Annotated in this window: 17 protein-coding genes; 6 read left to right on the forward strand and 11 right to left on the reverse strand. The window is 61.0% G+C overall.

All coding sequences use genetic code 11. The features are described 5' to 3' along the window. Position 1: 1 nt before the first annotated feature. Entirely contained in the window at positions 2–580 is a 579-nt protein-coding gene (locus tag BC363_RS07180; RefSeq protein WP_161952443.1) for a TetR/AcrR family transcriptional regulator, read from the forward strand. A 134-nt stretch (positions 581–714) separates the two neighbouring features. Here the strand turns inward: BC363_RS07180 and BC363_RS07185 are convergent, their stop codons facing one another. Continuing rightward, entirely contained in the window at positions 715–1854 is a 1140-nt protein-coding gene (locus BC363_RS07185) for a DUF2336 domain-containing protein (RefSeq protein ID WP_065781275.1), read from the reverse strand. A gap of 10 nt (positions 1855–1864) precedes the next feature. Next, positions 1865–2266 carry a hypothetical protein gene (locus tag BC363_RS35835; protein WP_244512906.1) on the reverse strand — a complete coding sequence of 134 codons (402 nt, stop codon included), beginning with the start codon at positions 2264–2266 and terminating at the stop codon, positions 1865–1867. Between the two features lie 3 nt (positions 2267–2269). Here BC363_RS35835 and BC363_RS35840 point away from each other — a divergent pair, with 3 nt between their 5' ends. Next, positions 2270–2632: a hypothetical protein gene (locus BC363_RS35840; RefSeq protein ID WP_244512908.1), complete on the forward strand. Its 363-nt coding sequence runs from the start codon at positions 2270–2272 to the stop codon at positions 2630–2632. A gap of 40 nt (positions 2633–2672) precedes the next feature. Here the strand turns inward: BC363_RS35840 and BC363_RS07195 are convergent, their stop codons facing one another. Beyond that, positions 2673–3275 (reverse strand): flavin reductase family protein, encoded by a 603-nt coding sequence (locus tag BC363_RS07195; RefSeq protein WP_065781277.1) that lies wholly within the window; start codon positions 3273–3275, stop codon positions 2673–2675. Continuing rightward, positions 3275–3859 carry a nitroreductase gene (locus BC363_RS07200; RefSeq protein ID WP_065781278.1) on the reverse strand — a complete coding sequence of 195 codons (585 nt, stop codon included), beginning with the start codon at positions 3857–3859 and terminating at the stop codon, positions 3275–3277. The genes BC363_RS07195 and BC363_RS07200 overlap by 1 nt, the downstream gene beginning before the upstream one ends. Before the next feature lie 99 nt (positions 3860–3958). On the opposite strand from BC363_RS07200, the gene BC363_RS07205 reads away from it, so the two are divergent. Beyond that, complete coding sequence (locus BC363_RS07205; protein ID WP_065781279.1) at positions 3959–4963, forward strand: hypothetical protein; 1005 nt, start codon at positions 3959–3961, stop codon at positions 4961–4963. A gap of 148 nt (positions 4964–5111) precedes the next feature. On the opposite strand, the gene BC363_RS07210 is transcribed toward BC363_RS07205, so the two are convergent. The 6 genes from BC363_RS07210 to BC363_RS07235 all read right to left on the reverse strand — a co-directional run bounded on the left by BC363_RS07210 (position 5112) and on the right by BC363_RS07235 (position 10148). Continuing rightward, a complete protein-coding gene (locus BC363_RS07210) occupies positions 5112–5951 on the reverse strand; it encodes a lysophospholipid acyltransferase family protein (RefSeq protein WP_065793286.1) in 840 nt (279 codons plus the stop codon). 182 nt (positions 5952–6133) lie between these two features. Then, a complete protein-coding gene (thrS, locus tag BC363_RS07215) occupies positions 6134–8116 on the reverse strand; it encodes a threonine--tRNA ligase (protein ID WP_065781280.1) in 1983 nt (660 codons plus the stop codon). Between the two features lie 215 nt (positions 8117–8331). Further along, positions 8332–8886, reverse strand: a complete 555-nt coding sequence (locus BC363_RS07220; protein ID WP_065793287.1) for a DUF1697 domain-containing protein — start codon at positions 8884–8886, stop codon at positions 8332–8334. A gap of 15 nt (positions 8887–8901) precedes the next feature. Continuing rightward, on the reverse strand, positions 8902–9330 hold the full coding sequence (locus BC363_RS07225; protein ID WP_244512917.1) for a DUF2267 domain-containing protein: 429 nt from the start codon (positions 9328–9330) through the stop codon (positions 8902–8904). Next, a complete protein-coding gene (yidD, locus tag BC363_RS07230; protein WP_065781281.1) occupies positions 9327–9701 on the reverse strand; it encodes a membrane protein insertion efficiency factor YidD in 375 nt (124 codons plus the stop codon). Before yidD ends, BC363_RS07225 begins: the two co-directional genes overlap by 4 nt. 3 nt (positions 9702–9704) lie before the next feature. Further along, complete coding sequence (locus tag BC363_RS07235) at positions 9705–10148, reverse strand: iron-sulfur cluster assembly scaffold protein (RefSeq protein WP_065781315.1); 444 nt, start codon at positions 10146–10148, stop codon at positions 9705–9707. A 345-nt stretch (positions 10149–10493) separates the two neighbouring features. Here BC363_RS07235 and folE point away from each other — a divergent pair, with 345 nt between their 5' ends. The 3 genes from folE (at position 10494) to BC363_RS07255 (ending at position 12958) form a co-directional block, all read left to right on the forward strand. Next, positions 10494–11111, forward strand: a complete 618-nt coding sequence (gene folE / locus BC363_RS07240; protein WP_053247211.1) for a GTP cyclohydrolase I FolE — start codon at positions 10494–10496, stop codon at positions 11109–11111. A gap of 23 nt (positions 11112–11134) precedes the next feature. After that, complete coding sequence (gene hisI / locus BC363_RS07245; protein WP_065781282.1) at positions 11135–11587, forward strand: phosphoribosyl-AMP cyclohydrolase; 453 nt, start codon at positions 11135–11137, stop codon at positions 11585–11587. Positions 11588–11992: 405 nt separating this feature from the next. Further along, positions 11993–12958 (forward strand): patatin-like phospholipase family protein, encoded by a 966-nt coding sequence (locus BC363_RS07255; RefSeq protein WP_065781284.1) that lies wholly within the window; start codon positions 11993–11995, stop codon positions 12956–12958. A 157-nt stretch (positions 12959–13115) separates the two neighbouring features. On the opposite strand, the gene BC363_RS07260 is transcribed toward BC363_RS07255, so the two are convergent. After that, complete coding sequence (locus tag BC363_RS07260; protein ID WP_065781285.1) at positions 13116–13544, reverse strand: CBS domain-containing protein; 429 nt, start codon at positions 13542–13544, stop codon at positions 13116–13118. Positions 13545–13686 lie beyond the last annotated feature (142 nt).

Raw genomic sequence — 13686 nt, forward strand, 5'->3', positions numbered from 1 at the left:
AATGGACACGAAGAGACATCATATCCTCAATGCCGCGGTCGAGGTCTTCAGCCGATTTGGTTATCGCAAGACCTCCATGCAGGATGTCGCCGATGCCGCCGGCATGTCACGCGCTGCGCTCTACCTGTATTTCAAGAACAAGGATGATCTGTTTCGCGTGCTGATGGAGAGGCACCATGCGACCGCGACTGCCGAAGCCGAAGCCGGCTTTGCTCAGACGGCACCATTCGAGCGCCGCCTCTCCGCAGGTTTGAAGGCGTTCGTGCTGTCGGCAATGGCGCCGGTGCAATCCAGCCCCTACGGCCAGGAACTGTTCGAGGCGAACAACACGCTTGCCGAAGACCTCAACGTCGCAACCGCAGCAAGATTACAGCAGCTGACGCAGGCCACAATTGCAGACGCAATCGAAGCTGGGGAGATTTCGCTTGGGAAAGTGGCGGTTACGCCGACCTTACTGGCCGAGCTCATTTTCTGCGCCATCGACGGTATCAAGAAGGGATCCGATGGGCTCGATCAGATCGAGGAACGCATCGATGCGCTGGTCCGCATCGTGGCCTCTGCGACCGGTTCGGCCGGCTAGGGTCAGGAGCTACTGCATAATTCCTTAAATCAGAATCGATTGAAGGATAAAATTATGCAGCAAGTTTAAAGCGTTACAGCATCCTTTGCGCATCATATTTGATGCGCGGCGCTGTAGTTTTCGGTGAGTTGTTCTCAGGCCGCCTGGCGCGCGGCCAAGTGAGCATAGTTGCGGGCGGACTGCCGTTGCTCGGCAAAGGCCAATCGTTCGAGAATTTCCGCCATTGCGTTGCATGCCGGCGAAGGCGTTCCTTGACCGCGCAAACTTGCAAGCAGTGCGGCGCAAACGGAGGCGCGGCAATCGTCGCTGCTCGTCACGCCGTCCTTGCGCCAAAGAAGAACCGCCTCGGCAAAAGCTTCGCTGATGTCGCGCCCAAGGCCGGCACTCTCGAACAGCGCGCGAATGGAATGGATACGGCCGCCCGAAAGGATCGAGCGAACCCGCTTTTCCGTGACGCCGGAAAGGTCGACGATCGCGGCCGAGAAAAACTCGGCCCGGCCGGTGACAAGCGCATGCAACAGGAACGCCGGCGTCAAACGGCCGGTTTCGCGCAGATGAGCAACGAGACCCGGCAGTTCCTCCACCGCCAAGGTGCCGGCCATGCCGACGGCTGCGACATCGCAAGCCTCGCGCGTAACGCGCTCAACCCGTGTCGCCCCAATCGCCATCTGGACGAGACCGAATGCGGCAAGTGCCACCCCTACTTCTTCGACGAGCGTGTGCCGAGCGTCGCTTGGCAAATCGGCACGGTCAAGCAGAAGATCGCGAATGGCGGCGGAATGGCCAAGACGGTCGGCGATCCGCTTCAACGACCGGCGCGACAGCTGGGCACCGTTATTTTCCAGCAGGATCAGCATTTCTTCTTCGCTGCCGATTTCAGCGATGGCAGCGCAAACCGAGCGCGAGACGAAGGCACGGGCCGCAATCAGCGCCCGCGTCTCGGCCGAGCCCCGGGCCGCGAGATCGACAAGATCCTCGTCGGTCAGAACGGGCGAGCGGGAAATGACGATATAGGCGATTTCGGGCTGGTCTTCGGCAAGACCGAGAATGATGGCGCGGGGAATGTCGGAGGATGGCGCGAGCACTTCGGCGAGAGCCGAACGTACCTTTGGAGAGGGATCGTCGAGCAGAAAGGTCATCGCCATTTCGGCAGCACGGCGATCGATACCGTTCACCTGCGCGTCGACATAGGCGCGACCGAGGGCGCGAGCGGCGCGGGCACGGTCGCCCGTTCTCGCCGTTTCCACCCAGCGAAGAAATGCTTGTATGATCACCTACGCCCCACTAGACACCCAAAGCCACCTGATGTTCGAAGCCTAGCTGGCAAAGGTTTAAGATTGGTTCACCATGTCCGTTAACCGCTTCAAAACCAGGAAGCCGCTGCTGTTTCAGAGGATCGGCACGCCGCCGCCGACCTCGGCCGACCTCAAGGCAGTTGATGGCATCGTTGTCGATCTCGGTTATGGTAACGATGCGTTCGCTCGAGTTATGGAAGCAGCAAAGAGCGCCTGCCGTGTCTTCGCGCGGATTGCCCCGGTCGACTGCCTGACGGAAGACGAACTGGTCCGGCTTCTTCGCCACGATATTGACGGCGTCGTGCTCTCCGGTTGTCGGAGCCGCGCTGACGTGCAGAGGCTCGACGTCATGCTGCGTGTCGCAGAGGCGAGCGCAGACCGTCGCGCGCAACAGATGGCTATTCTTGCGGAATATGGCACGGTCCCCGAAAGCGCGCTTTCGCCCTACTCCCTTGGCGGAAGCTCGCCGCGTCTCGAAGGACTTATTTTCGACGGATCGGAACTCGCCGCAGCAATGGGCTGCAAACCACCGGAAGAACGACAAGATGGAGAAACGGTCGCTGTGATCGTCACCGGGCGTGCAGCGTGTGTTCTTCGCGCCGGCGAAGCGGGGCTTGCCTGTTACGAAGGGTTGCCGCAAACGGCTGTGACTGAAAAAGCCGTCCGGCGCGCTTTCACCGCGAGCCGCAGCAACGGCTTTTCGTCCGTGGTATGCCGCTCGCCGGAACAAGCGGCATGGCTGGGAACAGATGACTGACGCCATCGGTCCGGCAGTCCGTGACCGAACAGGCTACGCTTCAGCGCGTCGGTCGCACCATCTGAAAGACGTCGCCGCCGTCGCAGTAATCCATGTAGCCAAGGCGGGCAAGCGGCCGCACCGTCGCCATGTCGAAACGACCGTCGCGGATCGCTTCGTCGCGAATGTGAATGCCGACGACTTGACCGATGACGACATAATTGTCCGAGGGCTCGCCATCGAGCCCCTTCGGCTGAAACATCTCGGTCAGCCGGCATTCAAGCGCAGCATAGGCCTCCCCGACGAATGGCGCCTTGACCAGCGTCCCGTCGATCGGCGTCAATCCGGCGATCGCAAACTCACTCTCGCCATGGGGGGCTGCGATCGACGTCTTGTTGACGGCCTCGCTCAGGTTTCGGCTGGCAAAGCTGGCGGTGAATTCACCCGTCGCTTCGATGTTGCGAACCGAATCCTTATAGCCGCTCGACGAAAACATCACGAGTTTCGGCCGGTCGCTGATCGCGTTGAAGAAGGAATAGGGAGCGATGTTCAACGAGCCGTCCGTGGCGCGCGTGCCGATCCAGCCGATCGGCCGCGGCGAGACAATGGCCTTGAACGGGTCATGCGGCAGGCCATGCCTGTTTGCAGCGGTGTCGTAGAACATCAGGCGTCTTCTCCGACCCAGGTGACGATCTCGGCCAATTCCGGGCGCGGACGCTCCGTCGGCGGGACCATCGCGGTACCGATGTGGATAAAGCCGGCAATTTTCTCACCGGGTTTGACGCCGAGCAATGGGTAGGCAGCTTCGTCGAAGGCGTACCACTCGGTCAGCCAGTTGGAGGCATAACCGAGCGCGTTGGCGGCCATCAACAGGTTGAGGCAGACGGCTCCGGCCGACATCTGCTGCTCCCATTCGGGGATCTTGAAATGCGGGGCGGCCTTGCTGACGACGGCGACGACCACGGGTGCCCGCGTCAACCGCGTCTCCTCGACCTTGATCATCTCTTCCGACAGATCGGGCTTTTTGGCGAGCGCCATCGTCTTCAACTCGGCACTGATGCGCGCCCGCTCCTCGCCGCGGTAAACGATGAACCGCCAGGGCGCCAGTTTGCCGTGGTCCGGCACGCGCGATGCGAGCGTCAGCATTTCCTCGACTTCGGCCCTGGCGGGCCCCGGGCCGCCCATCTGAAAAGCCGGAATGGATCGACGGGACGCGAGATAGTCAACGAGCTTTATTTCGGTTTTCATATGGGGTGAATTCCACTATTTTGCCGCCGACCGGCAGCCACGAAAATGCCATACCGGCGTCTCAAGTGGAGTCACCCAGTCAGGAAGTCAACTGCTCTCATGCGCACCTGCCCTCGTATTTTCATCAGAACCAGTTTGGCGATCGCACTCGCAAGCATCACCGCCGGAAGCGTCCTGGCGCAGGACGCCGCCGAGGCCTTCGAGAGCTTCCCGTCGATCTCCGGAACCCGCAAGATGCCGAAGCTGACCGGCTTCAGCCCATTGACCAGCGACCCGACACAGGAAGGCGCGCTGAAGGACGTCAAGCTCGAGGCGCTTCTGACCGGCAAGGGGCAGCCCGTCGAGGCCGGCCTGACCTGGCGCGTGTTCAGCCCTATTCCGGGAAGCGACGGCAAGCTGCCGCTGCTGGCCACATCCGAAGGCGGATCAACGGGCTTCAGCCTGGTGCCAGGCGAGTACTTCGTCAACGTCGCATTTGGCCGCGCTGCCGCGACGCGCAAGATCCGCATCCCGGAAGACGGCGTGCTCGACAAGCAGGTGCTGGTGCTCGATGCCGGCGGCATGACGCTGAACGCGGTCTCCGGCAGCGATGTGCGCATTCCGCCAGGCGAACTCAGCTTCTCCATCTATTCGTCCGAGACGCAGGGTGACGGCGAGCGGGCACTGATTGCCGCCGACGTGAAACCCAGCACCGTCATCCGCCTCGGCGCCGGCACTTACCATGTCAGTTCCAACTACGGCACCACAAACGCTGTGATCACCGCCGACATCCAGGTGGAAGCCGGCAAGCTGACCGAGGCGACGATCCAGCACAAGGCTGCGAAGCTGACGCTGAAGCTGGTCTCCGAACCAGGCGGCGAAGCCATCGCCGACACCGGCTGGTCGATCCTCACTTCGGCTGGCGATATCGTCGACCAGGAGGAAGGGGCGTTCCCGACGCTCGTTCTTCTCGAGGGCAACTATACGGCCGTCGCGAGAAACAAGAACAAGATCTACCAGCGCGACTTCACGGTGAAGGCCGGCGTCAACACCGATATCGAAGTGCTCCTGACCAATGGCGGCGCGGCCGCAAGCCCGGAAGCAGCGGCGGAAGCGCAGGATTGACCTGACATCGTACGCATAACGTGACCGCAGGTCGCTATTGCATAATTCCTTAAATCGGAATCGATTTAAGGACAAAATTATGCAGCAACTCAAAGTGTTACAGCGACCTTTGCGCGTCTAAATAGACGCGCGGCGCTGTAACGCTGCGTCAGCCGGCACGCTTGAGGAAACGGCGACGCGGCGGTGCCATCGAAAAGACCGCCTCATAGATTCGACCGAGCAGATCCTTGCGGTCAGCGTGCAAACAAAGCTCTTCCCAGGTGAGAACGTGCCCGATCCGCGCCGCGATCGTCGTGCCCGACAGCTTTCGGAATTCGCGGATCAGCAACGAGATCCTGAGCGTCAGCGACACCTTGCTGGCGAGATGGAAGATACGGCCGTTCTGCCCTTCGAAATAGATCGGTATGACGCTGGCGCGCGCGGCCTGGATCAGCTTGGCCGGAAAGATCTTCCATGGCAGATCCTCGGCCCTGCCCCAGCCCGAGCGTGCTGTTGCCACGCCGCCGGCCGGAAAGATCACTATCGTCACGCCTTCCTTCAGCAGCCGCACCGCCTCATGCCGCGTGGCCATGTTCAGTGCCAAGGCTTCCTTCGTTTCCTCGAAAGACACCGGCAGCGAATAGGGCGCCATCTCCGGCACTTTCAACAGCTCGTTGTTGATCAGTACCCGAAACGGTCTGCCGAGCTGTTCGGCGAGTGCCAGAACGGCAATGCCGTCACCGATGCCGAAGGGGTGATTTGCGACGATGACCAGCGGCGTGTCCGGCAGGTGGCGTGGTGGCCATTCTCCTTGAAGCTGCAGGCGCACATCGATGAGCTGCAGCATCTCACCGAAGATCCGATCGCTCTTGCCGACGATGTCGGATCGCCAGCGGGCGTAAAGCTTGGCGTATCGGTTACGACCCGCCAAGCCCTCCATGGAGCGGATGAACCAGCGCTTCAGGCGCCGGTCATTTTCGTTTGCGTAGGACAGCTCTTTGAACTGCACGGAAGTCTCCGATGGATGGCCTACTGCATGTTTCCCAAAATCATCCTCGATTTAAGGACAAAACATGCAGCTATTCAAAGCGCTACAGCGACCTTGGCGCGTCCAATAAGACGCGCGGTGCTGTAGCATCCGGATATTCCGCTAATATGACAGTTTGCTGACGGAGCGAAGGTCCCGGGGTGTTAACCCCGGGCTTTCTTTTCGGCCTTGCGTTTGAGATCCGGCGCCGTGGCCTCGGCCGAGAGCGAAGCAATCGCCTCGTCGAGCGACATCGCCGTCTGGGCCTGCGAGCCGAGGCGCCGGATGTTGACCGAACGCTCCTCCGCCTCGCGCTTGCCGCAAACGACGATGACCGGAACCTTGGTCACCGAATGCTCACGGACCTTGTAGTTGATCTTCTCGTTGCGGAAGTCGGTCTCGACCGTAAGTCCGGCATCACGCAGAAGCTCCGCGACCTCGCGGCCATAGTCGTCGGCCTCCGACGTGATCGTCGCGACGACGACCTGCAACGGCGAGATCCACAGCGGCATATGGCCGGCGAAGTTTTCGATCAGGATACCGAGGAAGCGTTCCATCGAACCGCAGATCGCCCGGTGGATCATCACCGGCTGACGCTTCTCGGAATCCTTGTCGATATAGAATGCGCCAAAGCGCTCCGGCAGGTTGAAGTCGACCTGTGTCGTGCCGCACTGCCATTCGCGGCCGATCGCGTCCTTCAGCGTATATTCGAACTTCGGACCGTAGAAGGCGCCCTCGCCCGGCAGGATGCCGGTCTTGATGCGACCCTCGGACTGCGCCTCGATCGTCTTCAGCACCTCGGTCATGACGCTTTCGGCGCGATCCCAGAGCTCATCGGAACCGACGCGCTTGTCCGGACGGGTCGACAGCTTGACGACGACTTCCTTGAAGCCGAAGTCCTCATAGACCGACAGGATCAGGTCGTTGATGCGCAGGCACTCGGCCGCCATCTGCTCATCGGTGCAGAAGACGTGCGCATCATCCTGGGTGAACCCGCGTACACGCATCAGCCCGTGCAGCGCGCCAGACGGCTCATAACGATGGACGTTGCCGAACTCGGCCAGTCGCACCGGCAATTCGCGATAGGACTTCAGGCCGTGCTTGAAGATCTGGATATGGCCCGGGCAGTTCATCGGCTTCAGCGCGAAGACACGCTCGTCATCGGTGTCGTCGCCGGCAACTGTCACCTTGAACATGTTGTCGCGGTACCAGCCCCAGTGGCCAGAGGTTTCCCACAGCGACTTGTCGAGCACCTGCGGCGCGTTGACCTCCTGGTAGGTGTTGGCGAGCCGGCGGCGCATATAGGCCGTCAGCGTCTGGAACAGGCGCCAGCCCTTGCCGTGCCAGAAGACGACGCCCGGACCCTCTTCCTGGAAATGAAAGAGATCCATCTCGCGGCCGAGGCGGCGATGGTCGCGCTTTTCCGCTTCGGCAAGGATGTGCAGGTACTGGTCGAGTTCTTCCTGCGTATGCCAGGCCGTGCCGTAGATGCGGGTCAGCATCGGGTTGTTGCTGTCGCCGCGCCAATAGGCTCCGGCAACCTTCATCAGCTTGAACGCCGTGCCGATCTGGCCGGTCGAGGCCATGTGCGGTCCACGGCAGAGGTCGAACCAGTCACCCTGGTAGTAGATCTTGAGATCCTGACCTTCAGGGATCGCGTCAACCAGCTCCACCTTGTAGGCCTCACCCTTATCGGCGAAGACCTGGCGTGCCTTATCGCGCGACCAGACTTCCCTGGTGAACGGCTTGTTGCGAGCGATGATCTCCTTCATGCGCTTCTCGATGACCGGCAGGTCGCCGGGCGTAAAGGGCTCGTTCTTGGCAAAGTCGTAATAGAAGCCGTTGTCGATCACCGGACCGATGGTCACCTGCGTCCCCGGCCATAGCTCCTGCACGGCTTCGGCCATCACGTGCGCAGCGTCGTGGCGGATCAGCTCCAGCGAGCGCTTGTCGTCGCGGGTGACGATTTCGATGCGGCCATCGGCAATGGTATCGGACAGATCGCGCAGCTCTCCATCGAGCGCAATGGCGACAGCCTTCTTGGCCAGCGACTTCGAAATCGACTCGGCGACATCACGCCCGGTCGTGCCCGGGACGTATTGGCGGACGGAGCCATCAGGAAATGTAAGGGAAACGGGATTCGACATCATGATCTCCTATCCAGTCCCGCCAACGAATGCGGGTGGTATGGTGTGGTATGATTGACCGGCGCAGCCGGTTATTTGACGCAGGCCTGATAGAGGTTTTTCGAGGCGGAGTAAAGGTAAGGGGCGCCTACAGCGCCGCGCGTCTATTTAGACGCGCAAAGGTCGCTGTAACACTTTGAGTTGCTGCATAATTTTGTCCTTAAATCGATTCCGATTTAAGGAATTATGCAGTAGGCGCGAAGCATCGCGGCAAGGCCCTTCACCGTGTTCCAGTTGCGGAACGTGCCGACGCCGAGGCGCTTTTTGGTCAAGGCGCCGAGCAGTTTCGATTCGCTCGCCTGACCGGTGAAATGAACCCAGAGATGGCCATCGACGACCGCCAGGCGCTCGCCGGCGGTGCAATAGCGTTCGAAATCCGAAGGCACGGCGCCGGTGAGGGGATCGCGCATCACGCGGACATGGACGCGGGTGCCATCCTCCTCGCCGTCGTCACGAAACGGATTTGCTGCGGCGAGTTTCAACCAATCGTCGCCAGGGCGGACAATGATGTCGACATGGCGACCGAACGTCTCGGCGAATGCCGCCTCGAGCGTCGCCTCCAGATTGCGGACCGCAGTCCTGTCCGCCTCGAACACGAGGTTGCCCGTCGCGACGAGCGTGCGCGGCGACCGGTGACCAAGTCGCTCGGCCATGGCTCTGAGATCAGCCATGACGACCCGGCGTCCTTCAGCGAGCACGATACTATAGAGCAGCGCAACGTAGCTTTGCACGCGAGGGGCTCCTTCTCACCCACGCCAGAAGTCGCCAGCGCCTGCCGGCAGGCGTGACAGGACGCGATCGAGCTTCGCTTCGTCGATATTGCGTCGCAAGGCGGCTGCCACATCTGCGATCGCCGTATCCGGCGAAACATTGTGATCGCCACGAAACTCCTGCACTTCCCGTGTCATTGCCGTCCTAACCGAAAAGGGGCTCCTTGGTTCTTCGAGGTCCCACTCGGCAACGAAAATTGCTCTTAGAACCGGCGGCAGCACGTCGGCAAACAGGATCGCATCCTCGACATCCAGACGACAGCGAAAGGCCCGCAGCACCGCCTGAACCATCGTATAGGCCTGGTTCGTCGTCTGAAGCCCCGAAATATCGCGGGCATCGACGATGAAGCGATCAAAATCGACAGAGGCCCGCCGGTATTCCATGGGGATCGTCATCGTGTTCAACCGCCCTTCGGCCGCGGTTGCCAGTAGCGCCACGGCGCATACCAGAGATGCCTGCGTTCCAGCCGTTCTGGCACCGGATCAAAGCCGTGGGTGCCGCCAGGGCCGCAACGCGCGACGCGGAACAGCGTCATCCAGCCGCCGGCCCACAGGCCATGGCGGGCGATGGCCTCATAGCCATATTCGGAACAGGTCGGCAGATGCCGGCAGGCATTGCCGATGAGACTGGAAAGCGTCAATTGATAGGCGCGAACGAGCGCCATGCCCAGGAGACGGCCCGGCGTCTTGCGGAAGGGACCGGACCAATTGCGCCCACGCGCCGGTCGTCTGTTTCCAGGGTCAGATAAATGTTCACAATGCGAATCCCGGCACATGGCTCAGACGGCCGCCACCGTTCGCTTGGCCTCGATCTGGCCGATCGCATCGACGACGGCATCGAAGGTGAGCATCGTGGAGGCGTGCCGCGCCCTGTAATCCTTCACCGGCCTCAGGAAGCGCATATCCTCGAACCGACCCGACGGGCCCTCGCCGTCCGCCTTCAGCATCGCCAGCATCTCGTCGCGCGCCTGGCGGATTTCACCCGCCTGCGCGCCGACCACATGGCGCGCCATGATCGATGACGATGCCTGCCCGAGCGCGCACGCCTTGACGTCATGGGCAAAATCCGTGACCACGTCACCGTCCATCTTCAGCCAGATCCGAACCTTCGAGCCGCAGAGTTTCGAATGCGCCACCGCTTCGGCATCCGCATTTTCCAGAATCCCGATGCGCGGGATGTTGCCGGCGAAGTCGAGAATACGATTGTTGTAGATGTCATCCATCATTTGACGCGATCCGGCTGATTTTTCGCGGTTTTGGGTGATCGGCGCATGATTTTCTCCTGTAGCCAGGAAAAAAGCACGACGCAGTACCCTCGGCCTCTTTCATCTCTATGGCACCATACTATATGCTATGTCGTGTTGGGGCGACAGTTCCGCAAGAGGTTCAAATGTCGCCTGTTGTTTGGGAAACCGTGCCGGACGGTCCATTGCACTGCTAAGCAAGGACCAGAAAGCCCCGGAGCCCGCCGACGGAACCCAAGCCTGCAGGGTTAGGCGAATGGCCAGTGGCGAGTTGTCCGAAAGATAAAACGTCAAGCAATCCCCGTATTGCGCAAAGAGGCCATTATGGATGCCATAGTGAAGAATTTCCCCGTGCTCGACAACGCGAGCGACCGGCCGACGCAAAAAGAGGCCGAGGACGCCGTGCGTGTTCTGCTGCGCTGGGCAGGTGACGATCCAAGCCGGGAGGGCTTGGCGGATACGCCGGCCCGCGTGGCCAAGGCCTATCGTGAGCTTTTCAGCGGCTACGATCTCGCAGCCGAAGACGTGCTCGGCCGGACCTTCGAAGAGGTTGCCGGTTACGACGACATGGTGCTGGTGAAGGACATTCCGTTTTATTCGCATTGCGAACACCACATGGTGCCGATCATCGGCAAAGCGCACGTCGCCTATCTGCCCAATGGAAGGGTTCTCGGACTTTCCAAGATCGCCCGCGTGGTCGACATCTACGGCCGTCGGCTGCAGACGCAGGAATCGATGACGGCCCAGATCGCCCGGGCGATCGACGAGTCGCTGGCGCCCCGCGGTGTTGCGGTGATGATCGAGGCGGAACATATGTGCATGGCGATGCGCGGCGTTCAAAAGCAAGGCTCGACAACGCTGACCACCACATTTACGGGTACCTTCCAGACCGAACCGGCCGAGCAGGCCCGTTTCATGACCATGCTGCGGGGCTTCAAGTAAGGCTCCTGCCAACGGAGCCTTTCATGACGCTCACCTTTGAGACCCCCTCTCCCAACAAGGCCGAACTGGAAAACGGTCCGGCCTTCACACCGCGCTTCGACGAAAAGGGGCTGATCACCGCCGTCGTCACCGACGCGCGCGACGGCGAGTTGCTGATGGTCGCGCACATGAACGCCGAAGCGCTCGCTCTGACGATCGAGACGGGTGTCGCCCACTATTATAGCCGCTCCCGCAAAAGCCTTTGGAAGAAGGGCCAAAGCTCCGGCAATCTTCAGACGGTGAAGGAAATCCGTACCGATTGCGACCAGGATGCCATCTGGCTCAAGGTTTCGGTCGCCGGGCACGACGCGACCTGCCACACTGGCCGCCGCTCCTGCTTCTATCGAACAGTTGGTATGGATGATGGTAGGGCCACCGTTACGATTACCGACGATCACCGTCATTTCGACCCCACCGAGGTCTATGACAAAAATTAAGCATTGCGCACCTTTTTGGGGCGGGTGCATACTGCGTTTATATTTTGGTAACCCAGCGGGCGCCTAATCCTTTGGCAAGGATGCCGTTTCCTAGGGGACGGCGGCAAGCCGGGCAGTATTGCAGACTGTAGCGAATGTTTATCGACCCCGCCGCGCTCGGCGACAGGATCGATGGTAATCTGAGTAACGGTGCCAGTCTTTCAGCGATGAATAAGGACAAGGCCGGCACCAGCGCCGGCTTGGCAGGTTCTCCTCCAGACAAGAGCGCTCATAACTATTGCGTCGTTCCAGGATCGAATCAGGTCTTCGGAAGGTTGGGTCAATGCATGGAGTGCCACGACGCCCTTCGCGCATTCTGAAGGACGTGTCGCGCTGCCAAGTGTTCGGCGGTGTTGGAGGTGCCGGATGTTGAACTGGACTTTTACGCGTAGCAGCCAAATTGCCGACCTGACCGACCCGGACGGGTCATCACTCTCGACAACACCATCAGAACCCGCCGTACCGCCCAGGCCGCCCAAGATCGCGATCGCGCTCGGTGGCGGCGCCGCTCGCGGCTGGGCACATATCGGCGTGCTCAGAGCGCTTGACGAAGAGGGCATCGAAGTCGGCATGATCGCCGGCACGTCCATCGGCGCCCTTGTCGGCGGCTGCTATCTCGCCGGCAAGCTCGACGAGCTTGAGACCTTCGCCCGCTCGCTGACTGTGCGTCGTATTGCCGGCCTGCTCGATTTCGCCATCGGTGGCGCCGGCCTTTTCGGCGGGCTGCGCCTGACCAAGCGCATGCAGGAACACCTGCAGGGCTTGAGCATCGAAAACCTCGACCGACCCTTCATCGCCGTTGCAACCGAAGTCCACAGCGGCCACGAGGTCTGGCTGGAAAAGGGATCGCTGATCACCGCCATCCGTGCGTCCTACGCCCTTCCCGGTATCTTCGAACCGATCAAGGCCAACGGCCGGACATTGATGGATGGCGCGCTCGTCAATCCGGTGCCTGTTTCCGTCTGCCGCGCGCACGAGCAGCAACTCGTCGTAGCCGTGAACCTCAACTACGACCTCTATGGCCGCTCTGCCGTCGTCAAGCACAGCGCCGGCACCGAGACCCAGGATATGCCGACTAACAAGGAGCCGACGCATCACTCCGTGCGAATGGGCATGACCAGCGTGATGGTTCAGGCCTTCAACATCATCCAGGACCGCATCTCCCGGGCACGCCTTGCCGGCGACCCTCCGGATCTATCCTTGCATCCGAAGCTCAACGATATCGGGCTCTCGGAATTCCATCGCGCCGGGGAGGCGATCGATCGCGGCTACCAGGAAGCGAAAGCCAAGCTCGCGGAGATCCGCCGGATGCAGGAAGTCCTGGTTCGCTGATAGCAGGCGCGACGCCGGGGTCCGCCTGCTCCCACGGGATAGCTGATCTGTCCGAATATTTCGCGATGGCGCAAAGTGCCACCGCGCGCTCAGGACGGATGCTCGAGTCTGTGCCGCAGCCGGACGACAAAAGGGCGGCTGAAACCGCCCCTTTCCATTATCCGGCGATGTAGGCCTTGATGTGCTCGGCCTCTTGCTCCATGGCGCGAATGTGATGTTTGATCACATCACCGATCGAAACGATGCCAGCCAGATGTCCATTCGTTTCAACGGGCAGGTGACGGGCTCGCAACTTGCTCATCATCTCCATCAGCGTATCGACGGACATGTCCTCGGTGCAGCAATAGACATTCTGCCACATGACGGCCGAAACCGGTTTCTCCAGACAGGCTGCGCCATGCTTGGCGATGGCGGCGACGATATCGCGCTCAGTCAGGATGCCAGCGATCTGGTCATCCGCATCAATGATGATCACCGCGCCGATATGATTGTCACGCAAAAGAACCGCGGCCTGTTGAACCGGCATGCGAGGACCGACGGTCACGACGTTTCGGCCCTTTTCATTGAGTATCGCTTTTACTGACATGCGTACTTCTCCCCGTTGCGACGACGCCGGGTCGGCGGGGAAGGTTCCAGCCGGTCGTGTGCGGCACAGTCGGGCAACGGAACCTATACCCTCCCCGATGCCTGCATGGCTGGCGCGCCGCTCCTCAGAGACGCGCCGACCT

It is taken from the genome of Ensifer sp. LC384 (genome assembly GCF_001695865.1).
Taxonomy (GTDB): Bacteria; Pseudomonadota; Alphaproteobacteria; order Rhizobiales; family Rhizobiaceae; genus Ensifer.